This is a genomic window from Oceanisphaera marina (assembly GCF_014643915.1).
GTDB classification, from domain to species: Bacteria; Pseudomonadota; Gammaproteobacteria; order Enterobacterales; family Aeromonadaceae; genus Oceanimonas; species Oceanimonas marina.
The window spans coordinates 1-19,257 of the sequence record NZ_BMKE01000007.1 but is presented as its reverse complement, the minus strand read 5'-3'; the positions used below and the strand labels follow the sequence as shown (position 1 = coordinate 19,257).

Sequence of the window (19,257 nt, the reverse complement as noted above, 5' to 3'; positions counted from 1 at the left end):
AGAATATGCAGCATTTATTGAGCCTGAAAGATTACAGCAAGCAGCAAATAGAGCAGATTCTGGCATTGGCGAAAGACTTGAAAGCCAATCCAGCCAAATATGCCGATGAGCTGAAAGGCAAGAGCGTGATCACGCTGTTCGAAAAACCCTCGTTGCGTACCCGTGTGACCCTGGATATCGGTATTAACCGTCTGGGCGGTCATGCGGTGTATCTCGACAGCCAGAATGGCGCCATGGGCAGCCGGGAAGCGGTACAGGATTTTGCCGCCAATCTGTCGCGCTGGTCTCATGCCATAGTGGCCCGGGTATTTGATCACCAAACTCTGGTCGAAATGACAAAATATGCCACGGTTCCGGTGATCAACTCGTTGTGTAACCTGTATCATCCCTGCCAGGCATTGGCGGACTATATGACCATTGCCGAACATCATGATGATTTGAGCAAGGTGCATCTGGTTTACGTGGGTGACGGTAATAACGTGACCAATTCCTTGTTGCTGGCGGGTGCTATTCTTGGCGCCACCGTGACTTCGGTTTGTCCTCGTGGCCGTAACGTGGATGCTCAGGTACTGAAAGAAGCCGAAGCTCTGGCGGCCATGAGCGGCGGTAAGGTACAGGTAACCGACAGCCTGGATGATGTGAGCGACATCGATGTGCTATACACGGATACTTGGGTTTCTATGGGTGATGAAACACCGTTGGAACAGGTGGCCGAAGTCTTCATGCCGTATCAGATCAATCAGGCCATGCTCGACAAAACCGGTGCCAAACAGGTGTTGCATTGCCAGCCTGCCCATCGGGAACTGGAAATAACTTCAGAGGTAATGGACGGTCCTGCCTCCTTTATTCTCGACCAAGCTGAAAATCGCATGCATGTGCAAAATGCCGTGCTGCTGACATTGATTAACAGGGATATGCATTAATGAGCCAATTCAAAAAAATTCTGCTGGCCTACTCCGGTGGCCTGGACACGTCTGCCATCATTCCATGGTTGAAAGAAAACTACGAAGGCTGTGAAATCATCGCCTTTGTCGGTGATGTAGGCCAGGGTGACGAAGAGCTGGAAGGCATAGAAGCCAAAGCCCTCGCCTCGGGTGCAGTAAAGTGCATCGTTGCCGACTTGAAAGACGAGTTCGTTAACGACTATGTGTATCCGACCCTGAAAACCGGCGCCATTTACGAAGGCACTTACCTGCTGGGTACGTCCATGGCGCGGCCAATCATTGCCAAAGCCATGGCAGAAGCAGCACTGGCCGAAGGCGCAGAAGCCATTGCCCACGGTTGTACCGGCAAGGGTAACGACCAGGTTCGTTTCGAAGGCGCAGTGGCGGCACTGGCTCCACAGCTGGCCATTATCGCCCCGTGGCGTATCTGGGACATGCGCAGCCGTGAAGACTTGCTGAACTACCTGGCCGAGCGCAACATCAAGACCACTGCCAGTGCCACCAAGATCTATTCTCGCGATGCCAACGCCTGGCATATCTCCACCGAAGGTGGCGAACTGGAAAGCACCTGGAACGAGCCGTCAGAGCAGGCCTGGACCTGGACAGTGTCACCCGAGCAGGCACCTGACCAGGCCGAAACCCTGTCGCTGACTATCGAAAAAGGCCGCATTGTTGCCGTAGACGGCGAGCAGATGAGCCCGTACCAGATTCTGGTGACGCTGAATGATCGCGCCGCCAAGCACGGCGTGGGTCGCGTAGATATCGTAGAAAACCGTCTGGTTGGCATGAAGTCTCGTGGTTGCTACGAAACGCCGGGCGGCACCGTCATGATGGCGGCGCTGCGTGCGGTGGAAGAGCTGGTGCTGGACAAGCCTACTCGCGCCTGGCGCGAAAAAGTAGGTGCCGAGTTCTCGCACCTGGTTTACGACGGTCGCTGGTTTACGCCGTTATGCAAGGCGCTGCTGGCTTCTGCCGATGCCATTGCCGAAGACGTATCCGGTGAAGTGGTACTGAAGATGTACAAAGGCCAGGTGACGGCAATTCAGAAGTCCTCGCCTAACAGCCTGTACTCGGAAGAGTTTGCGACCTTTGGCGAAGATGAAGTATACGACCAAAGCCATGCAGAAGGCTTTATCCGTCTGTACTCGTTGGCCAGCCGCATCAAGGCGCTGAACAGCCTGAAAAAATAAGTGTGACCCGTTAGGTAACATTTAATTGCAGGGGGCTTATGCCCCCTGTGTTGTTTAAGCTAAAAGCTTGAAGCCGTAAGCGTTACGTAGAAAAAGTGAGGTGTAAGGCGTGAATCGTTAGGCGTTTAACCCCTTTCACTCTTCACACTTTGCGCTTAACTGTCTACTGATAGCTTAAAGCTTACCGCTTCCAGCTTTGTTTTCCGTATAATATCGAATAACAATGAGCCGGGCCGGTCGAGGCCAGGTAAACCATAATATTTCAGTAATGTCGTTAGGGAGTACAGCGGTTATGGCACTTTGGGGTGGGCGTTTCAGTCAGGCGGCAGATGCCAAGTTTCAGCAGTTCAACGATTCTCTTCGTTTCGATTACCGCTTGGCGGAGCAAGACATTGTCGGCTCCATCGCCTGGTCTAATGCCTTGTGCAAAGCCGGCGTGTTAACGACTGACGAACAGCAACAAATTGAACGGGCACTGAACGATCTTAAATTGAAAGTGATGGAAGATCCGAGCCAGATTTTACAGTCCGATGCCGAAGATATTCATTCCTGGGTAGAAGGGCACCTGATCAGTGTGGTGGGCGATCTGGGCAAAAAGCTGCATACCGGTCGTAGCCGTAACGATCAGGTAGCGACCGATCTCAAGTTGTGGTGCAAGCAGCAGGTACCGCCTTTGCTGCAAAAGCTGGATGAACTGCAAAAGAAACTGGTGGCCGTGGCCCGTCAGCAACAGGGCACGGTATTGCCCGGTTATACCCACCTGCAGCGTGCCCAGCCGGTGACCTTTGCTCATTGGTGTCTGGCATACGTCGAGATGCTGGAGCGGGACTTTACTCGTTTGCAAGATGCACAAAAACGCATGGATACCTGCCCGCTGGGCAGTGGTGCCCTGGCCGGCACCGGCTTTCCGATTGACCGTCACGAACTGGCTCACTCGTTGGGCTTCTCGTCGCCGACCCGCAACAGCCTGGATTCGGTTTCAGACCGTGACCATGTGCTGGAGCTGATGAACTGTGCCACCAATTCCATGATGCACCTGTCACGCTTCGCCGAAGATTTGATCTTCTATAACTCCGGCGAGTCGGGTTTCCTCGAGCTGTCTGACCGGGTGACTTCTGGCTCATCTTTGATGCCGCAAAAGAAAAATCCCGATGCACTGGAGCTGATCCGTGGCAAGACCGGTCGGGTGTTTGGTGCCTATGCGGGCATGATGATGACCTTGAAAGCCCTGCCACTGGCCTATAACAAAGACATGCAGGAAGACAAGGAAGGCCTGTTCGATGCCCTCGATACCTGGCATGACTGCCTGGAAATGGCCGAAATGGTGTTACACGACATCAAGCTGAACGAAGACAAAACCCGGGAAGCAGCCCAGGGCGGCTATTCCAACGCGACCGAAATGGCCGATTATCTGGTGAGCAAAGGCATTCCGTTCCGTGAAGCACACCACATTGTGGGCGCCATAGTGGTACACGCGATTGCGAAGAAGTTGCCGATGGAAGAGCTGCCGATGGAAGACTTCAAGCAGTTCAGCCCGCTCATCGAAGCTGATGTGTTTGATAAGCTGTCTCTGGAATCCAGCCTGGCCAGCCGTTGTGCTTTGGGTGGTGTGGCACCGGATCAGGTGGAATTTGCCCTGACCAGTGCCGAGCGTCGCCTTACCCAGCGTGATAGCTCGGGTATTCATGTACGCAGTGCGCGTTTGACCGATCTGGATGCCATCGAGCGTATGGTGAACTACTGGGCCAATATCGGTGAAAATCTGCCTCGTGACCGTAAAGATCTGGTCAAAGCGGTTGGGGAGTTTGCCGTTACCGAAGTGCAGGGGCAAATCAGCGGTTGTGCGTCTTTATATGTGTATGACACCGGCCTGGCGGAAGTACGCTCGCTGGGTGTAGAGCCTGGCTTCCAAAACCAGGGGCAGGGCAGTGCGCTGGTTGATAAGATACTGCAAAAAGCCGAAGCGCTGTCTATCGATAAAGTCATAGTGTTAACCCGGGTACCGGAATTCTTCATGAAGCAGGGGTTCACTATGACCAGCAAGGCTCTGCTGCCAGAGAAAGTGATGAAAGACTGTGACTTGTGCCCACGCCAACACGCCTGTGATGAAGTGGCGCTGGAAATCGTGTTGAAAGACAAAGCCAGCTTACGGAAGTAACAGCCTTACGTTTAACGCCGTACGCTGAACGTTAAAGAACAGCAGGCAGTGTAAGGTGAATAGAAAAGGGTGAAGGGTAAAGAGGACTAGACAACATTCAAGCCACAGCGAATGCGTAGCATTTGAAGGCTTGGGGGTTTCCTCCGCACCGTTCACCCTTTGCGGTTTTATGGCCCTAGTCCATGCTCTGCCGTGATTCTCGCAGCAAAAATGCTCTGCTTTTGGGCTTATCCTTTCATGTCGTTCCCTTTACTCTTCACTCTTTGCCCTTCACTTTCCTTCCATCAAAAGAAACTGGTGAAAAATAACACGACTGACTTGCACACAGGCTTCAGATAAGTATAATAGCGCTCGCTTAGTACATAACTATTTATTTAGTACGTAACCAAGTGAGCCTTTTGGCTCTGTCAGGTAGCTCCTGACCACACAAGCCCCCGATATGGTGGGCATCGTTGTTAAATAAGACCCCCTCTTTTATATAAAAGAGCAGGCGGTGCTTATTTATGTTCTTTATCCAATTGGAGCTCTGGTAATGCAGAACCAAAGAATTCGTATCCGCCTGAAGGCGTTCGATCACCGTCTGATCGATCAGTCTACTGCGGAGATCGTAGAAACTGCCAAGCGCACTGGCGCCCAGGTTCGTGGTCCAATCCCACTGCCTACTCGCAAAGAGCGCTATACCGTACTGACATCTCCACACGTGAATAAAGATGCACGTGATCAGTATGAAATTCGTACTCACAAGCGTCTGGTAGACATCGTTGAGCCAACTGATAAAACAGTTGACGCTCTGATGCGTCTGGATCTGGCTGCTGGCGTCGACGTCCAGATCAGCCTGGGCTAATAACGGAGGTTTTATCAATGGCAATCGGTCTAATAGGTCGTAAGCTGGGTATGACCCGTGTCTTCACCGAAGACGGGGTGTCTATCCCAGTCACCGTTATCGAAGTAGATGCCAACCGTGTTACCCAGGTGAAAACTCTGGAATTGGATGGCTACCAAGCCGTTCAGGTGACAACTGGTGTCAAGAAAGCGATTCGTATCACCAAGCCACAAGCGGGTATATTCGCTAAAGCTGGCGTGGAAGCGGGCCGCGGTCTGTGGGAATTCCGCCTGGGTTCAGGTGAAGGCGAAGGTATCGAAGTCGGTTCCGAGCTGAAAGTAGACATCTTCAACGATGTCAAGAAAGTAGACGTTACCGGTACTTCTAAAGGTAAGGGTTTCGCTGGCGCTGTTAAGCGTTGGAACTTCCGTACCCAGGACATGACTCATGGTAACTCCTTGTCACACCGCGCCCCGGGTTCAATTGGTCAAAACCAATCCCCAGGTAAAGTGTTCAAAGGCAAGAAAATGGCCGGTCACATGGGTGCTGCGCGTGTAACCACGCAGAACCTGGAAGTGGTTCGCGTTGATGTTGATCGTAACCTGCTGCTCATTAAAGGTGCAGTACCTGGTGCGACTAATGGCAACGTCATCGTTAAACCTGCCGTTAAAGCGTAACGTCTGAGGAGATAGTAATGGAATTGGTAATGAAAGACGCGCAAGCCGCTCTTGAAGTTTCCGAAACTACCTTCGGGCGTGAGTTCAACGAAGCTCTGGTGCATCAGGTTGTAGTAGCCTATGCAGCAGGTGCTCGTCAAGGTACTCGTGCTCAGAAGACCCGTTCCGAAGTGTCTGGCGGCGGCAAGAAGCCGTGGCGCCAAAAGGGCACTGGCCGGGCCCGTGCCGGTACCATCCGCTCTCCTATTTGGCGCGGTGGTGGTGTGACTTTTGCAGCTAAGCCGCAAGATCACAGCCAGAAAGTCAATAAGAAGATGTACCGTGGCGCTATCAGAAGCATTCTGTCTGAGCTGGTACGTCAAGAGCGTTTGATCGTGGTTGAGAAGTTTGGCGTGGAAGCACCCAAAACTAAAGAACTGCTGGCCAAACTGAAGCAGTGGGATCTGACTGATGTTCTGATCGTCACCGCTGAAGTGGACGAGAACTTGTTCCTCGCCGCCCGTAACCTGTACAAGGTAGACGTGCGTGACGTGGCTGGTATCGACCCGGTTTCTTTGATCGCGTTCGACAAGGTATTGGTAACTGCCGACGCAGTTAAGCAAATCGAGGAGATGCTGGCATGATCCGTGAAGAGCGTATTTTAAAAGTTCTGAAGGCGCCGCATGTCTCTGAAAAAAGCACCATGGTTGCCGAACAAACTAACACTATCGTGTTCAAGGTCGCCACGGACGCTACCAAGGCAGAAGTAAAAGCTGCGGTCGAGAAGCTGTTCGAAGTTGAAGTTAAAGATGTTCGCACGTTGCTGGTGAAGGGTAAAACCAAGCGCACCGGTAACCGCACAGGCCGTCGTTCCGATTGGAAGAAAGCCTACGTGACCCTGAAAGAAGGTCAAGACATCGACTTCATCGGCGGCGCCGAGTAAGAAAGGAGTAAGTTAAAATGGCAGTTATTAAGTGTAAGCCTACTTCTCCGGGTCGCCGTCATGTAGTTCAGATCAGCAACCCGGAACTGTACAAAGGCAAGCCGTTCGCCGCCCTGTTGGAGAAAAAATCCAAGTCTGGTGGTCGTAACAACGGTGGCCGTATTACCACTCGTCACATTGGCGGTGGTCACAAGCAGCACTATCGTGTGGTTGACTTCAAACGCAACAAAGACGGTATTCCGGCTAAAGTTGAGCGTTTAGAGTATGATCCTAACCGTTCTGCTAACATTGCCCTGCTGTTGTTTGCAGATGGTGAGCGTCGCTACATCCTGGCACCTAAAGGTGTTCATGCTGGCGATCAGATCCTGTCTGGTGATGCAGCCCCGATTAAAGCAGGTAACTGCTTGCCAATGCGCAACATCCCAGTTGGTAGCACAGTGCACGCCATCGAGATGAAGCCAGGCAAGGGCGCGCAGATTGCACGTTCTGCTGGTACTTCCGCCCAGATTCTGGCGCGTGAAGGCACCTACGTTACCCTGCGTCTGCGTTCAGGTGAAGTACGTAAAGTACTGGCCGAATGCCGCGCAACTCTGGGTGAAGTGGGTAATGCCGAGCACATGCTGCGTCAACTGGGTAAAGCCGGTGCAACGCGCTGGCGTGGTATTCGTCCTACCGTTCGCGGTGTGGCGATGAACCCGGTAGATCACCCGCACGGTGGTGGTGAAGGTCGCAGCTCTGGCGGTCGTCACCCGGTTACTCCTTGGGGTAAACCTACCAAGGGTGCCAAGACCCGTAAAAATAAGCGTACCGACCAGTTCGTGGTACGTCATCGTAACAAGTAATCGTTTTTTAGAGGTATCACCATGCCACGTTCTCTCAAGAAAGGTCCGTTTATCGACCTGCACTTGCTGAAGAAGGTAGAGAAAGCGGTGGAAAGCGGGGAAAAGAAACCAATTAAGACTTGGTCCCGTCGTTCAATGATCATTCCGAACATGATCGGTTTGACCATCGCTGTCCATAATGGTCGTCAGCACGTGCCTGTATTCGTTTCCGAGGAAATGATCGGTCATAAGCTGGGCGAATTTGCACCGACTCGTACTTATCGCGGCCATGTCGCTGATAAGAAGGCCAAGAAGCGTTAAGGGGTAAAAGATGGAAGCTATAGCTAAACACCGCTTTGCTCGTACTTCTGCCCAGAAGGCGCGCCTGGTAGCCGATCAAGTCCGTGGTCTATCCGTAGACAAGGCTCTGAATGTCCTGGCTTTCAGCCCTAAAAAGGCTGCCGTTCTGGTTAAGAAAGTACTTGAATCTGCCATTGCTAATGCCGAGCACAATGAAGGTGCGGATATCGATGAGCTGACAGTGGCGAAGATCTTCGTTGACGAAGGTCCAACCATGAAGCGTATTCGTCCTCGAGCCAAAGGCCGCGCGGACCGTATCATGAAGCGTACCAGCCACATTACTGTGGTTGTGTCCGACCGCTAAGAGGCTAGGAGATAAGCAATGGGCCAGAAAGTACACCCGAATGGTATTCGCTTAGGGATCACCAAGCCTTTTAATTCGACCTGGTTTGCGAATACCAAGGACTTCGCTGATAACTTGCACAGCGATTTTCAAGTACGTCAGTACCTCAAAGAGGAACTGAAAAACGCTTCTCTTTCTCGTATCGTGATCGAGCGTCCTGCCAAGAGCATCCGTGTGACTATTCACACTGCTCGTCCAGGCGTCGTGATCGGCAAGAAAGGCGAAGACGTGGAAAAACTGCGCAAGCACGTAGCCAAATTGGCTGGCGTACCTGCTCAGATCAATATTTCCGAAGTGCGTAAACCTGAGCTGGATGGTCAGCTGGTAGCCGATTCTATCGCCTCCCAGCTCGAGCGCCGCGTCATGTTCCGTCGTGCTATGAAGCGTGCGGTACAGAACGCAATGCGTATCGGTTCCAAAGGCATTAAGGTGGAAGTTAGCGGTCGTCTAGGCGGCGCTGAAATCGCGCGTACCGAATGGTACCGTGAAGGTCGTGTGCCTTTGCACACCCTGCGCGCCGATATCGACTATGCAACTTCTGAAGCATCTACCACTTACGGCATCATCGGCGTGAAGGTTTGGATATTTAAAGGTGAAGTTCTGGGCGGCCTGCAAGCCGTAGCTCAAGAACCGGCTCCATCCAAGCCAAAGCGCAAAGGCCGCGGTAAGTAAGGAGACTCGGATATGTTGCAACCAAAACGTACGAAATTCCGTAAAGTCCACAAAGGCCGCAACCGCGGCGTGGCAACCTCAGGTAACCTGATTTCTTTCGGTACCTTTGGTTTGAAGGCGACTACGCGCGGACGTATCACTGCTCGTCAGATCGAAGCAGCTCGTCGTGCTATGACTCGTCACGTCAAGCGTCAAGGTAAAATCTGGATCCGTATATTCCCAGACAAGCCAATTACCGAGAAGCCCCTGGAAGTTCGTATGGGTAAAGGTAAGGGTAACGTGGAATATTGGGTAGCCCAGATCCAGCCAGGTCGTGTTCTGTATGAGATGGACGGTGTACCTGAGGCTCTGGCTCGTGAAGCCTTTGCACTGGCGGCTGCTAAGTTGCCAGTTAGGACCACTTTCGTAACTCGGACGGTGATGTGATGAAAGCACAAGATCTGCGTGAAAAGAGTGTTGAAGAACTGAACCAGGAACTGCTGGGCCTGCTGCGTGAGCAATTTAACATGCGCATTCAAGCAAGCACCGGTCAACTGGAACAGACTCACAACATTAAAAATGTACGTCGCGATATCGCACGTGTGAAAACTGTTTTGAACCAAAAGGCAGGGGCGTAAGATGAGCGATACTAACGTTCGTACTCTGCAGGGCAGTGTAGTAAGCGACAAAATGGACAAGTCCATTGTTGTAGCTATCAGCCGTTTCGTGAAGCACCCGATTTACGGGAAGTACATGAAGCGCACTACTAAGCTGCACGTGCATGACGAAAACAATGAATGTTCTACCGGTGACGTCGTGACTATTCGCGAATGTCGTCCGCTGTCCAAGACCAAGTCTTGGACTCTGGTAAAAATTATCGAGCGCCCGGTTAAAGCCTAAGGTTCTCTGATATAATTTGCCTGGTCAAACGGCCCTATGTTGGGGCCGTTTGTTTTTTATCCTTCCTTTTTAAGATTTGGCAGTGCTATAATGCCGCGCCTTCAATGGCAGCCAATATCCCGAAAGGGGTTTTAATAAAGTAATCACTTTAGCGGAGCACTAACATGATCCAAATGCAAAGTATGCTGGACGTGGCCGACAATTCCGGTGCGCGTAGCGTAATGTGTATTAAGGTCCTGGGTGGCTCGCACCGCCGCTACGCCGGAATCGGCGACATCATCAAAGTTACTGTTAAGGAAGCAATTCCTCGCGGTAAAGTAAAAAAAGGTGATGTAATGAACGCGGTGGTCGTACGCACTCGGAAAGGCGTTCGTCGTCCGGACGGCTCTGTCATCCGTTTCGACCGCAATGCGGCCGTGATTTTAAATAGCAATCAACAGCCGATCGGAACTCGTATTTTTGGTCCTGTGACGCGTGAACTTCGTAATGAAAAGTTCATGAAGATTGTTTCACTGGCACCTGAAGTACTGTAAGGAGTCAAACGATGGCAGCTAAAATCCGTCGCGATGACGAAGTCATCATTCTTACCGGCAAAGACAAGGGCAAGCGTGGCAAAGTCACCAAAGTCCTGGTTGAAGCAGGTAAAGTAGTAGTCGCAGGTCTTAACCTGAACAAGAAACACCAGAAGCCGGTTCCACAACTGGGCCAGGCTGGCGGTATTATTGAACAGGAAGCGCCTCTCGACGTATCAAATGTAGCGTTGTTCAACTCTGCCACTGGCAAAGCTGATCGCGTTGGTTTCCGGTTTGAAGACGACAAAAAAGTTCGCTTCTTCAAGTCTACCGGCGAACTTGTGAAGTAATTGGAGTTTATACGATGGCGAAACTGCATGGTTACTACAACGAAACTGTAGTAAAAGAGCTGATGAGTCAGTTCGGGTATAAGTCTATCATGCAAGTCCCTCGGATTGAGAAAATCACCCTGAACATGGGTGTTGGTGAAGCTTTGGCTGATAAAAAGATCCTGGATAATGCTGCTGCCGATATGGCCGCCATTTCTGGTCAAAAGCCACTGATTACACTTGCTCGTAAATCCGTTGCTGGCTTCAAAATCCGTGAAGGCTACCCCATTGGTTGTAAAGTGACTCTGCGCGGCGAGCGTATGTGGGAGTTTCTGGAGCGTTTGATTTCTATTTCTATCCCTCGGATTCGTGACTTCCGTGGTCTGAACGCTAAGTCGTTCGATGGCCGTGGTAACTACTCGATGGGTGTGAAAGAGCAAATCATCTTTCCGGAAATCGATTATGACAAAGTAGATCGCGTACGTGGTATGGATATTACCATTACAACTTCTGCTCAGTCTGACGAAGAAGGTCATGCTCTGTTGGCAGCCTTTAACTTCCCATTCCGTAAGTAAGGTGTAGGGTTATGGCAAAACAATCAATGAAAGCTCGCGAAGTCAAGCGCGCAAAGCTTGTTGAGAAATTCTCAGCCAAGCGTCAGGCACTGAAAGAAATCATCTCTAGCGTTCATACTTCTGAAGAAGAGCGTTGGGATGCAGTGCTGAAACTGCAGCAATTGCCCCGTGACGCAAGTCCCTCTCGTCAGCGTAACCGCTGTAACATCACAGGCCGTCCGCATGGTTTCCTGCGTAAATTTGGTCTGAGCCGCATTAAAGTGCGTGAACTGATGATGAAGGGTGAAATTCCAGGCCTGAAGAAGGCTTCTTGGTAAGCGAACACGGGAGTAATACACAATGAGCATGCAAGATCCGATAGCGGATATGCTGACCCGCATCCGCAACGGTCAGGCAGCCAATAAAGTGGCTGTTACCATGCCTTCTTCTAAGGTCAAAACGGCGATTGCCAAAGTCCTTAAAGAAGAAGGCTATATTGCTGACTTTAACGTGATTGGAGACACCAAGCCTGAGCTGGAAGTTACTTTAAAGTACTTCGAAGGCGAAGCTGTGGTTGAATTGATCCAACGCGTTAGCCGCCCAGGTCTGCGCATCTATAAGAAGCGCGACGAACTGCCAAAAGTAATGGCAGGCATGGGTGTAGCTATCATTTCCACGTCCCAAGGTGTGATGACCGACCGTGCCGCGCGTAAAGCCGGTATGGGCGGTGAGATCATCTGCTACGTTGCATAAGGAGTAGATATGTCTCGCATTGCTAAGGCACCTATCGAAATTCCTGCCGGCGTAGAAGTGACGTTGAACGGTCAGGAAATTACCATCAAGGGTGGCAAGGGTACGTTAAACCGTACTATCAACGCTGCCGTTGAAATCAGCCAGAATGATAACGTGCTGACGTTTGCACCACGTGAAAACGTAGCAAACGCAAATGCCCAGGCCGGTACTGCCCGTTCCCTGGTCAATAACATGGTTGTCGGTGTTACCGAAGGCTTTGAGCGCAAGCTGCAGCTGGTTGGTGTTGGCTATCGTGCCCAGATTAAAGGCAATGCAATTGCACTGTCTCTGGGCTTCTCTCACCCGGTTGAGCATGCGCTTCCTGAAGGCGTGTCAGCTGAATGTCCTACCCAGACCGAGATTGTTCTCAAGTCTGCGGACAAACAGCAGATCGGTCAGGTCGCTGCCAATATTCGTGCGTACCGCAAGCCAGAGCCTTATAAAGGCAAAGGTGTTCGCTATTTCGGCGAACAGGTGCGCAGTAAAGAGGCTAAGAAGAAGTAAGGTAACACTATGCTCAAAAAATCAGCTCGTATCCGCCGTGCTACTAAAGCACGCGCAAAGATGCTGGAACTGGGTGCGACTCGCCTGGTGGTTCACCGTACTCCACGCCACATCTATGCACAGATTATTGCACCAGGTAGTTCAGCCGTTCTGGCTTCTGCGTCAACCGTAGAAAAGTCAGTACGTGAACTGGTGAAATACACTGGTAACACAGATGCCGCGACAGCAGTCGGTAAAGCCATCGCTGAACGCGCTCTTGAAAAAGGCGTTAAAGTTGTCGCTTTTGACCGTTCCGGTTTCCAATATCACGGTCGCGTAGCCGCTTTGGCTACAGCTGCACGTGAAGCTGGTCTTCAGTTCTAAAGGTGGAGTCGAAAATGGCAAAAATCGAAGCTCAAACCGGCGATCTGCAAGAGAAGCTCATTGCAGTTAACCGTGTTTCAAAAGTTGTAAAAGGTGGTCGTATTTTCTCCTTCACCGCTCTGACGGTAGTAGGCGACGGTAACGGTCGTATTGGTTTTGGTTACGGTAAAGCCCGTGAAGTTCCTGCTGCCATTCAAAAGGCAATGGAACAGGCTCGTCGTAACATGCGTACTATTGGCCTGAACAGCGGCACCTTATTCCATCCGGTAAAAGGTCGTCACTCTGGTTCCAACGTATTCATGAAGCCTGCTTCTGACGGTACCGGTATTATTGCCGGCGGTGCAATGCGCGCCGTACTGGAAGTTGCTGGTGTTCATAACGTACTGGCCAAGACGTACGGTTCCACCAACCCAAACAACGTAGTTCGCGCTACCATCGACGCTCTGACTCATATGAAGTCACCTGAGCAAGTCGCTGCCAAGCGTGGTCTGCGCGTTGACCAAATACTGGGGTAATGTCCAATGGCTAACAAGACTGTAAAAGTAACACAGACTCGCAGCGCCATCGGCCGTTTGCCTAAGCATAAGGCAACGTTGCGTGGCCTGGGTCTGCGTCGCATTGGTCACACCGTCGAGCTGGAAGATACAGCTTGTGTACGCGGTATGATCAACCAGGTTTACTACATGGTAAAGGTTGAGGAGTAATCGCATGCGTTTGAATACTCTATCTCCAGCTGCCGGCTCCAAGCCTAGCGCCAAGCGCGTTGGTCGTGGTATCGGTTCAGGTCTGGGTAAAACCGGTGGCCGCGGCCACAAAGGTCAGAAATCACGTTCTGGCGGTAAGGTTCGTAACGGTTTTGAAGGCGGTCAGATGCCTTTGAAACAGCGTTTGCCGAAGTTTGGTTTTACTTCTCGCAAAGGTATGGTTACAGCTGAAATCCGCTTGAGCGAGCTGGCTAAAGTTGAAGGCAATGTGGTTGATTTGAACACTCTGAAGCAGGCTGGCTTGGTTACCAAGAACATCCTGTTTGCCAAAGTTGTTCTGTCTGGCACCATTGACCGTGAAGTGACTGTGGTTGGTCTGGGCGTCACCAAAGGTGCACGCGCAGCCATCGAAGCTGCCGGCGGTAAAATCGAGGAATAATAAGTACTATGGCCAAGAAACCAGGATTAGATGCTAAAAGCGCACAGGGTGGGCTGGGTGAACTGAAGAGTCGTTTACTTTTCGTTCTTATCGCGATCGTTGTATTTCGCGCCGGCTCCTATGTGCCTATTCCTGGAATTGACGCCGCCGTACTTGCCGAGTTGTTCAAACAACAGCAGGGCACCATCATTGAAATGTTTAACATGTTCAGTGGTGGTGCGCTGGAACGAGCGTCCATACTGGCGCTGGGGATAATGCCGTATATTTCTGCGTCCATTATTATCCAGTTGCTGACTGTGGTTCACCCCGCCTTGGCTGAGCTCAAGAAGGAAGGTGAATCTGGCCGTCGAAAGATCAGTCAGTATACCCGGTATGGCACACTCGTTCTCGGCACCATCCAGGCCATCGGCATTGCTACCGGCTTGCCAAATATGATGCCAGGACTCGTGGTAAACGTGGGTCTCGGTTTCTATTTTACAGCGGTAGTGAGTTTGGTCACCGGCACCATGTTTTTGATGTGGTTAGGTGAGCAAGTAACCGAACGAGGCATTGGCAATGGTATCTCGTTGATAATCTTCGTGGGTATTGTTGCTGGTCTGCCATCGGCCATTGGTGCCACGGCAGAGCAGGCGCGTCAGGGGGAATTGCACATATTGTTGCTGTTGCTGCTGGCCGTGATTGTGTTTGCGGTAACTTACTTCGTGGTATTTGTTGAACGTGGGCAACGCCGCATTGTGGTGAACTACGCCAAGCGTCAACAAGGTCGCCAGGTATTTGCGGCACAAAGTACACACCTGCCCTTGAAAGTGAACATGGCGGGGGTTATTCCGGCAATTTTTGCATCCAGCATTATTCTGTTCCCTGGTACCGTAGCCTCTTGGTTCGGACAGGGGGAAGGGTGGTTTGCCAATGCACTGCAAGAGGTTTCTCTTGCCCTGCAACCTGGTCAGCCGCTATATGTGATGTTGTATGCTGCTGCCATTATCTTTTTCTGTTTCTTCTATACCGCCCTGGTGTTTAACCCGCGCGAGACAGCAGATAACCTGAAGAAGAGTGGTGCTTTCATCCCAGGCATACGCCCGGGTGAGCAAACAGCGCGCTATATCGATAAAGTAATGACTCGCCTGACCCTGGTCGGTGCTCTGTATATTACCTTTATCTGTTTGGTGCCACAGTTTCTGATGACAGCTTGGAACGTCCAGTTCTATTTTGGTGGTACCTCGCTGTTGATTATTGTGGTCGTCATCATGGACTTCATGGCTCAGGTGCAAACCCACATGATGTCTCATCAGTATGGCGATGTCCTGAAAAAAGCGAACCTGAAAGGTTATAACCGTTAAGGTTCGGTTATTTACGGAGTTAAGCAATGAAAGTTCGTGCTTCCGTTAAGGCAATTTGCCGTAACTGCAAAATCGTTAAGCGCCACGGTGTGGTTCGCGTTCTTTGCACTGAGCCAAGACATAAACAGCGTCAAGGCTAAAAAAGTTACGGTTTAACTTGTAAATTAAAGGCGAGCTGGCTAAAGTAGCCAGCCACCTTTGTTGGGTGTCTGTGTCATTACGTATCCTAGACGGGCTTTGTAATGGCTTTATATTTGTTAATTTGTAGGAGTGCATAGTGGCCCGTATCGCTGGCATTAACATTCCTGACCATAAACATGCAGTTATTGCTTTAACTGCGATTTATGGCGTAGGTCGTACCCGCTCTCAAGCCATTTGTGCTGCAGCCGGTATCGCTGAGAATGTGAAGATTAAAGAATTGGATGAAGCTCAGGTAGAAACTCTGCGTGAGCAAGTGGCAAAATTCACCGTTGAAGGTGATTTGCGTCGCGAGATTTCCATGAACATCAAGCGTCTGATGGACCTGGGTTGTTACCGAGGTCTGCGTCATCGCCGCAGCCTACCCCTCCGTGGTCAGCGCACTAAGACCAATGCGCGTACGCGCAAGGGTCCTCGTAAACCGATCAAGAGATAACGGGAAGGTAGATCATGGCTAAAACTCCGGCTCGTAGTACGCGTAAGCGCGTTAAAAAGCAGGTGAGCGATGGGATTGCCCACGTTCATGCATCTTTCAACAACACCATAGTAACTATTACTGATCGTCAGGGTAATGCTCTTTCTTGGGCAACCGCTGGTGGTTCAGGTTTCCGTGGTTCGCGCAAGTCCACTCCGTTCGCCGCTCAGGTAGCTGCAGAACGTGCTGGTGAAGTTGCGAAAGAATACGGTGTTAAAAACCTGGAAGTAATGGTGAAAGGTCCGGGTCCGGGCCGTGAGTCATCCATTCGTGCGTTGAATGCTGCGGGTTTCCGCATCACCAACATCACCGATGTGACTCCTATCCCGCACAACGGTTGTCGTCCTCCCAAGAAGCGTCGCGTATAACACTTCTTGTAGGATAGTTGGAGAAAGAACATGGCAAGATATCTGGGTCCCAAGCTCAAACTGAGCCGTCGTGAGGGAACTGACTTATTTTTGAAGTCAGGCGTCCGCGCGATAGATTCAAAATGTAAAATTGATACTGCACCAGGTCAGCACGGCGCTCGTAAAGCCCGTCTGTCCGATTACGGTGTACAGCTGCGTGAAAAGCAGAAAGTTCGTCGTATGTATGGCGTACTGGAAAAGCAATTCCGCAACTACTATAAAGAAGCTGCTCGCTTGAAAGGCAATACCGGTGCAAACCTGTTGCAGCTGCTGGAAGGTCGTTTAGACAACGTTGTTTACCGCATTGGTTTTGGCTCTACTCGTGCCGAATCTCGCCAGTTGATCAGCCACAAGGCTATCCTGGTAAACGGTAAGGTTGTGAACATTCCTTCCTTCCAAGTTTCTCCCGAGGATGTTATCAGCATTCGCGAGAAGGCAAAGAAACAAGCCCGGATCAAAGCCGCACTTGAGGTTTCCGGTCAACGTGAAAAGCCGACTTGGGTAGAAGTTGACGCTACCAACATGCAAGGCGTTTACAAGCGTCTGCCTGAGCGTAGCGACCTGTCTGCCGAAATCAACGAACAGCTGATCGTCGAGCTTTACTCCAAGTAAAGCTGGCTTCTATAGAGAGGACACAATGCAGGGTTCTGTAACAGATTTTCTTAAGCCGCGTCTGGTTGATATCGAACAGATCAGCCCGACTCATGCCAAAGTGACTCTCGAGCCGCTGGAGCGTGGCTTTGGTCATACATTGGGTAATACGCTACGTCGTATTCTGCTTTCTTCCATGCCGGGTTGTGCTATTACCGAAGTCGAAGTCGACGGCGTTTTGCACGAGTACAGCAGCAAGGAAGGTGTTCAGGAAGATATCCTGGAAATCTTGCTTAATCTTAAAGAAATTGCTGTGAAGCTGGAAGGCAAGGACGAAGTCACCCTGTCTCTGACCAAAACTGGTGCAGGTCCCGTAACAGCAGGCGACATCACCCATGGTGATGACGTTGAGATTGTTAACCCAGAGCACGTTATCTGTCATCTGACAGGGAATGATGCCGAAATCAGCATGCGTTTAAGAGTGCAGCGCGGCCGTGGCTATATTCCAGCCTCAGCCCGAGCTCACACTGAAGACGATGAGCGTCCTATTGGTCGTTTATTGCTGGATGCGGCTTACAGCCCCGTGGTTCGTATCGCCTACAATGTTGAGGCGGCCCGTGTTGAACAGCGTACCGATTTGGATAAGCTGGTTATCGACATGGAAACCAACGGCACTTTGGATCCCGAAGAAGCCATCCGCCGTGCAGCCACTATCATGGCTGAACAGTTGGAAGCCTTCGTCGACCTGCGTGACGTTAGCGAACCAGAAGAGAAAGAAGACAAGCCTGAGTTCGATCCTATTCTGCTGCGCCCTGTCGACGATCTGGAACTGACAGTTCGTTCTGCGAACTGTCTGAAGGCTGAAGCGATCCACTACATTGGTGATCTGGTACAGCGTACCGAGGTGGAGTTGTTGAAGACTCCTAACCTGGGTAAGAAATCTCTTACTGAGATTAAAGACGTGTTGGCGTCTCGTGGTTTGTCTCTGGGCATGCGCCTTGAGAACTGGCCGCCAGCCAGCATCGCTGATGAATAAGCCGGGTCACGGGTTTTACAGATTTAGTTAGGAAGGATTAGGTCATGCGCCATCGTAAGAGTGGTCGTCAACTTAACCGGAACAGCAGCCACCGTCAGGCAATGTTCCGCAACATGGCTAGCTCCTTGGTTCGTCATGCAGTTATTAAGACGACTCTGCCCAAGGCAAAAGAGCTGCGTCGAGTGGTTGAGCCTTTGATCACATTGGCAAAAGTCGACACAGTCGCTAACCGTCGTTTGGCATTTGCCCGTACTCGCGACAGCGAAGTAGTTGGCATTTTGTTCAACGATTTGGGACCTCGCTACCAGGAGCGTCCGGGTGGTTACACCCGCATCCTGAAGTGTGGTTTCCGTGCTGGCGATAACGCACCTATGGCTTATATTGAGCTGGTAGGTCGTGATATCGAAGCAACAGAAGCAGTAGCTTCTGAAGAGTAAGAATCAAAAGCCGGGCTTGCCCGGCTTTTTCTTGTCTGCAATTCAGTGTGCCCCGATCATCCTCGCTTTAAACCGTACGCTATAGGTTGCAAAAAAACATTTGCGCCACACCCTCATACTTATTTCAAAAAAACATCTCTTTATAGCTGTCGCGGTTAAAACGCGTGACTAACGCAAAGCAATAGCTTTGCTGCAATATGTGGATATTGACGTTGACCTAACATCATGTCCCGGAGCCGCGACTGTAGACAATGCTTCAGCTTTGCAATGTTGTTGCGCAGCAAGATCCCAACTCCATGTTCTTCCCTTGACCACATTCTCATGACGCAAAGCGTTTTTTGTGGGTAACTCTGTGTGTAAATTGTGGGTTTGCTGGGTGTTTAAGCAGTCGGTCACCAAATGCGTGTTTTTATCAGAAAAGCCCTTGCGCTAAATCTCTCGCTCCCTATAATGCGCATCCACTGACACGGGGCAACACGCCAACGGTCACAAGGGTTTGAAACGAACGAAACAAAGTTTGAATCAACGCTTGACGAACAATGCGGAATGCGTAGAATACGCATCCCTGACCTGGAACAAGGTCCGCTCTTTAAACAGCCCTGAGCTGTAGAGCGTAGCTCTTTAAAAATTAGTATCAAGCAAACTGTGTGGGCACTCGCAGGTCGTTGAGAACAAATAGTTTTTGTTTTTCAATGTCATGTGAAGTGCAACTAGAAATAGCAGTACATCAGATATTCATTGAGCATCAAGTCTTTAATTGAAGAGTTTGATCATGGCTCAGATTGAA

General features: G+C 50.9%; 31 protein-coding genes. All 31 read left to right on the top strand.

All coding sequences use genetic code 11. The features are described 5' to 3' along the window. The first annotated feature begins 5 nt into the window (after positions 1-5). The 31 genes from IEW52_RS05830 to rplQ all read left to right on the top strand — a co-directional run bounded on the left by IEW52_RS05830 (position 6) and on the right by rplQ (position 18,470). Positions 6-923 carry an ornithine carbamoyltransferase gene (locus tag IEW52_RS05830; RefSeq protein ID WP_188629131.1) on the top strand — a complete coding sequence of 306 codons (918 nt, stop codon included), beginning with the start codon at positions 6-8 and terminating at the stop codon, positions 921-923. Beyond that, complete coding sequence (locus IEW52_RS05825; RefSeq protein ID WP_188629130.1) at positions 923-2,134, top strand: argininosuccinate synthase; 1,212 nt, start codon at positions 923-925, stop codon at positions 2,132-2,134. Before IEW52_RS05830 ends, IEW52_RS05825 begins: the two co-directional genes overlap by 1 nt. A gap of 292 nt (positions 2,135-2,426) precedes the next feature. Beyond that, positions 2,427-4,292, top strand: a complete 1,866-nt coding sequence (gene argH, locus IEW52_RS05820) for an argininosuccinate lyase (protein WP_188629129.1) — start codon at positions 2,427-2,429, stop codon at positions 4,290-4,292. A gap of 532 nt (positions 4,293-4,824) precedes the next feature. After that, complete coding sequence (rpsJ, locus tag IEW52_RS05815; RefSeq protein WP_104487277.1) at positions 4,825-5,136, top strand: 30S ribosomal protein S10; 312 nt, start codon at positions 4,825-4,827, stop codon at positions 5,134-5,136. A 17-nt stretch (positions 5,137-5,153) separates the two neighbouring features. After that, entirely contained in the window at positions 5,154-5,792 is a 639-nt protein-coding gene (gene rplC / locus IEW52_RS05810) for a 50S ribosomal protein L3 (protein WP_188629128.1), read from the top strand. Positions 5,793-5,809: 17 nt separating this feature from the next. After that, the gene (rplD, locus tag IEW52_RS05805) at positions 5,810-6,415 is read left to right on the top strand and encodes a 50S ribosomal protein L4 (protein ID WP_188629127.1); all 606 of its coding nucleotides are present in this window, start codon (positions 5,810-5,812) and stop codon (positions 6,413-6,415) included. After that, positions 6,412-6,714, top strand: a complete 303-nt coding sequence (gene rplW, locus IEW52_RS05800) for a 50S ribosomal protein L23 (RefSeq protein WP_188629126.1) — start codon at positions 6,412-6,414, stop codon at positions 6,712-6,714. Before rplD ends, rplW begins: the two co-directional genes overlap by 4 nt. Before the next feature lie 17 nt (positions 6,715-6,731). After that, on the top strand, positions 6,732-7,556 hold the full coding sequence (rplB, locus tag IEW52_RS05795; protein ID WP_188629125.1) for a 50S ribosomal protein L2: 825 nt from the start codon (positions 6,732-6,734) through the stop codon (positions 7,554-7,556). 21 nt (positions 7,557-7,577) lie between these two features. After that, positions 7,578-7,856, top strand: a complete 279-nt coding sequence (rpsS, locus tag IEW52_RS05790; protein ID WP_086964532.1) for a 30S ribosomal protein S19 — start codon at positions 7,578-7,580, stop codon at positions 7,854-7,856. Between the two features lie 10 nt (positions 7,857-7,866). Next, the gene (gene rplV, locus IEW52_RS05785) at positions 7,867-8,199 is read left to right on the top strand and encodes a 50S ribosomal protein L22 (protein ID WP_086964533.1); all 333 of its coding nucleotides are present in this window, start codon (positions 7,867-7,869) and stop codon (positions 8,197-8,199) included. 18 nt (positions 8,200-8,217) lie between these two features. After that, complete coding sequence (gene rpsC, locus IEW52_RS05780) at positions 8,218-8,910, top strand: 30S ribosomal protein S3 (RefSeq protein ID WP_188629124.1); 693 nt, start codon at positions 8,218-8,220, stop codon at positions 8,908-8,910. Between the two features lie 12 nt (positions 8,911-8,922). Further along, the gene (gene rplP / locus IEW52_RS05775; RefSeq protein WP_188629123.1) at positions 8,923-9,336 is read left to right on the top strand and encodes a 50S ribosomal protein L16; all 414 of its coding nucleotides are present in this window, start codon (positions 8,923-8,925) and stop codon (positions 9,334-9,336) included. After that, the gene (rpmC, locus tag IEW52_RS05770; protein WP_104487239.1) at positions 9,336-9,527 is read left to right on the top strand and encodes a 50S ribosomal protein L29; all 192 of its coding nucleotides are present in this window, start codon (positions 9,336-9,338) and stop codon (positions 9,525-9,527) included. The genes rplP and rpmC overlap by 1 nt, the downstream gene beginning before the upstream one ends. A gap of 1 nt (position 9,528) precedes the next feature. Beyond that, the gene (gene rpsQ / locus IEW52_RS05765) at positions 9,529-9,789 is read left to right on the top strand and encodes a 30S ribosomal protein S17 (RefSeq protein ID WP_188629122.1); all 261 of its coding nucleotides are present in this window, start codon (positions 9,529-9,531) and stop codon (positions 9,787-9,789) included. Between the two features lie 164 nt (positions 9,790-9,953). Continuing rightward, positions 9,954-10,322, top strand: a complete 369-nt coding sequence (rplN, locus tag IEW52_RS05760; protein ID WP_087036464.1) for a 50S ribosomal protein L14 — start codon at positions 9,954-9,956, stop codon at positions 10,320-10,322. 11 nt (positions 10,323-10,333) lie between these two features. Continuing rightward, positions 10,334-10,651 (top strand): 50S ribosomal protein L24, encoded by a 318-nt coding sequence (gene rplX / locus IEW52_RS05755; protein ID WP_188629121.1) that lies wholly within the window; start codon positions 10,334-10,336, stop codon positions 10,649-10,651. Between the two features lie 14 nt (positions 10,652-10,665). After that, positions 10,666-11,205, top strand: a complete 540-nt coding sequence (gene rplE, locus IEW52_RS05750) for a 50S ribosomal protein L5 (RefSeq protein ID WP_188629120.1) — start codon at positions 10,666-10,668, stop codon at positions 11,203-11,205. Positions 11,206-11,216: 11 nt separating this feature from the next. Beyond that, positions 11,217-11,522 (top strand): 30S ribosomal protein S14, encoded by a 306-nt coding sequence (gene rpsN, locus IEW52_RS05745; RefSeq protein WP_188629119.1) that lies wholly within the window; start codon positions 11,217-11,219, stop codon positions 11,520-11,522. A gap of 22 nt (positions 11,523-11,544) precedes the next feature. Continuing rightward, entirely contained in the window at positions 11,545-11,937 is a 393-nt protein-coding gene (gene rpsH / locus IEW52_RS05740) for a 30S ribosomal protein S8 (RefSeq protein ID WP_188629118.1), read from the top strand. Between the two features lie 9 nt (positions 11,938-11,946). Then, complete coding sequence (gene rplF, locus IEW52_RS05735) at positions 11,947-12,480, top strand: 50S ribosomal protein L6 (protein WP_188629117.1); 534 nt, start codon at positions 11,947-11,949, stop codon at positions 12,478-12,480. A gap of 9 nt (positions 12,481-12,489) precedes the next feature. Beyond that, positions 12,490-12,843: a 50S ribosomal protein L18 gene (gene rplR / locus IEW52_RS05730; protein WP_188629116.1), complete on the top strand. Its 354-nt coding sequence runs from the start codon at positions 12,490-12,492 to the stop codon at positions 12,841-12,843. A gap of 14 nt (positions 12,844-12,857) precedes the next feature. Continuing rightward, positions 12,858-13,358, top strand: coding sequence for a 30S ribosomal protein S5 (rpsE, locus tag IEW52_RS05725; RefSeq protein ID WP_188629115.1), 501 nt, complete (start codon positions 12,858-12,860; stop codon positions 13,356-13,358). A 6-nt stretch (positions 13,359-13,364) separates the two neighbouring features. After that, a complete protein-coding gene (gene rpmD / locus IEW52_RS05720) occupies positions 13,365-13,547 on the top strand; it encodes a 50S ribosomal protein L30 (RefSeq protein WP_188629114.1) in 183 nt (60 codons plus the stop codon). 4 nt (positions 13,548-13,551) lie between these two features. Then, positions 13,552-13,986, top strand: coding sequence for a 50S ribosomal protein L15 (rplO, locus tag IEW52_RS05715; RefSeq protein WP_188629113.1), 435 nt, complete (start codon positions 13,552-13,554; stop codon positions 13,984-13,986). Positions 13,987-13,994: 8 nt separating this feature from the next. After that, positions 13,995-15,326 (top strand): preprotein translocase subunit SecY, encoded by a 1,332-nt coding sequence (secY, locus tag IEW52_RS05710; RefSeq protein WP_188629112.1) that lies wholly within the window; start codon positions 13,995-13,997, stop codon positions 15,324-15,326. Positions 15,327-15,352: 26 nt separating this feature from the next. After that, the gene (gene rpmJ, locus IEW52_RS05705; protein WP_086964549.1) at positions 15,353-15,466 is read left to right on the top strand and encodes a 50S ribosomal protein L36; all 114 of its coding nucleotides are present in this window, start codon (positions 15,353-15,355) and stop codon (positions 15,464-15,466) included. Between the two features lie 137 nt (positions 15,467-15,603). Then, complete coding sequence (gene rpsM / locus IEW52_RS05700; protein WP_188629111.1) at positions 15,604-15,960, top strand: 30S ribosomal protein S13; 357 nt, start codon at positions 15,604-15,606, stop codon at positions 15,958-15,960. Positions 15,961-15,974: 14 nt separating this feature from the next. Next, the gene (rpsK, locus tag IEW52_RS05695) at positions 15,975-16,367 is read left to right on the top strand and encodes a 30S ribosomal protein S11 (protein WP_188629110.1); all 393 of its coding nucleotides are present in this window, start codon (positions 15,975-15,977) and stop codon (positions 16,365-16,367) included. 30 nt (positions 16,368-16,397) lie between these two features. After that, positions 16,398-17,018, top strand: a complete 621-nt coding sequence (rpsD, locus tag IEW52_RS05690; RefSeq protein ID WP_188629109.1) for a 30S ribosomal protein S4 — start codon at positions 16,398-16,400, stop codon at positions 17,016-17,018. Positions 17,019-17,043: 25 nt separating this feature from the next. Next, positions 17,044-18,033 (top strand): DNA-directed RNA polymerase subunit alpha, encoded by a 990-nt coding sequence (locus tag IEW52_RS05685; protein WP_188629108.1) that lies wholly within the window; start codon positions 17,044-17,046, stop codon positions 18,031-18,033. Between the two features lie 44 nt (positions 18,034-18,077). Next, complete coding sequence (gene rplQ, locus IEW52_RS05680) at positions 18,078-18,470, top strand: 50S ribosomal protein L17 (RefSeq protein ID WP_188629107.1); 393 nt, start codon at positions 18,078-18,080, stop codon at positions 18,468-18,470. The last annotated feature ends 787 nt before the right edge of the window (positions 18,471-19,257 follow it).

Bases quoted from the DNA above. Each gene is read 5' to 3' on its own strand.
- secY (WP_188629112.1), top strand. From the start codon at position 13,995: ATGGCCAAGAAACCAGGATTAGATGCTAAAAGCGCACAGGGTGGGCTG.
- rpsQ (WP_188629122.1), top strand. From the start codon at position 9,529: ATGAGCGATACTAACGTTCGTACTCTGCAGGGCAGTGTAGTAAGCGAC.
- rpsC (WP_188629124.1), top strand. From the start codon at position 8,218: ATGGGCCAGAAAGTACACCCGAATGGTATTCGCTTAGGGATCACCAAG.
- rplD (WP_188629127.1), top strand. From the start codon at position 5,810: ATGGAATTGGTAATGAAAGACGCGCAAGCCGCTCTTGAAGTTTCCGAA.
- rplP (WP_188629123.1), top strand. From the start codon at position 8,923: ATGTTGCAACCAAAACGTACGAAATTCCGTAAAGTCCACAAAGGCCGC.
- rplN (WP_087036464.1), top strand. From the start codon at position 9,954: ATGATCCAAATGCAAAGTATGCTGGACGTGGCCGACAATTCCGGTGCG.
- rplB (WP_188629125.1), top strand. From the start codon at position 6,732: ATGGCAGTTATTAAGTGTAAGCCTACTTCTCCGGGTCGCCGTCATGTA.
- rpsS (WP_086964532.1), top strand. From the start codon at position 7,578: ATGCCACGTTCTCTCAAGAAAGGTCCGTTTATCGACCTGCACTTGCTG.
- IEW52_RS05825 (WP_188629130.1), top strand. From the start codon at position 923: ATGAGCCAATTCAAAAAAATTCTGCTGGCCTACTCCGGTGGCCTGGAC.
- rpmJ (WP_086964549.1), top strand. From the start codon at position 15,353: ATGAAAGTTCGTGCTTCCGTTAAGGCAATTTGCCGTAACTGCAAAATC.
- rplW (WP_188629126.1), top strand. From the start codon at position 6,412: ATGATCCGTGAAGAGCGTATTTTAAAAGTTCTGAAGGCGCCGCATGTC.
- rpsH (WP_188629118.1), top strand. From the start codon at position 11,545: ATGAGCATGCAAGATCCGATAGCGGATATGCTGACCCGCATCCGCAAC.
- rplQ (WP_188629107.1), top strand. From the start codon at position 18,078: ATGCGCCATCGTAAGAGTGGTCGTCAACTTAACCGGAACAGCAGCCAC.
- argH (WP_188629129.1), top strand. From the start codon at position 2,427: ATGGCACTTTGGGGTGGGCGTTTCAGTCAGGCGGCAGATGCCAAGTTT.
- rplE (WP_188629120.1), top strand. From the start codon at position 10,666: ATGGCGAAACTGCATGGTTACTACAACGAAACTGTAGTAAAAGAGCTG.
- rpsE (WP_188629115.1), top strand. From the start codon at position 12,858: ATGGCAAAAATCGAAGCTCAAACCGGCGATCTGCAAGAGAAGCTCATT.
- rpsN (WP_188629119.1), top strand. From the start codon at position 11,217: ATGGCAAAACAATCAATGAAAGCTCGCGAAGTCAAGCGCGCAAAGCTT.
- rplX (WP_188629121.1), top strand. From the start codon at position 10,334: ATGGCAGCTAAAATCCGTCGCGATGACGAAGTCATCATTCTTACCGGC.
- rplO (WP_188629113.1), top strand. From the start codon at position 13,552: ATGCGTTTGAATACTCTATCTCCAGCTGCCGGCTCCAAGCCTAGCGCC.
- rpsD (WP_188629109.1), top strand. From the start codon at position 16,398: ATGGCAAGATATCTGGGTCCCAAGCTCAAACTGAGCCGTCGTGAGGGA.
- rplV (WP_086964533.1), top strand. From the start codon at position 7,867: ATGGAAGCTATAGCTAAACACCGCTTTGCTCGTACTTCTGCCCAGAAG.
- rplF (WP_188629117.1), top strand. From the start codon at position 11,947: ATGTCTCGCATTGCTAAGGCACCTATCGAAATTCCTGCCGGCGTAGAA.
- rpsK (WP_188629110.1), top strand. From the start codon at position 15,975: ATGGCTAAAACTCCGGCTCGTAGTACGCGTAAGCGCGTTAAAAAGCAG.
- IEW52_RS05830 (WP_188629131.1), top strand. From the start codon at position 6: ATGCAGCATTTATTGAGCCTGAAAGATTACAGCAAGCAGCAAATAGAG.
- rpmC (WP_104487239.1), top strand. From the start codon at position 9,336: ATGAAAGCACAAGATCTGCGTGAAAAGAGTGTTGAAGAACTGAACCAG.
- rpsJ (WP_104487277.1), top strand. From the start codon at position 4,825: ATGCAGAACCAAAGAATTCGTATCCGCCTGAAGGCGTTCGATCACCGT.
- rplC (WP_188629128.1), top strand. From the start codon at position 5,154: ATGGCAATCGGTCTAATAGGTCGTAAGCTGGGTATGACCCGTGTCTTC.
- rplR (WP_188629116.1), top strand. From the start codon at position 12,490: ATGCTCAAAAAATCAGCTCGTATCCGCCGTGCTACTAAAGCACGCGCA.
- rpmD (WP_188629114.1), top strand. From the start codon at position 13,365: ATGGCTAACAAGACTGTAAAAGTAACACAGACTCGCAGCGCCATCGGC.
- IEW52_RS05685 (WP_188629108.1), top strand. From the start codon at position 17,044: ATGCAGGGTTCTGTAACAGATTTTCTTAAGCCGCGTCTGGTTGATATC.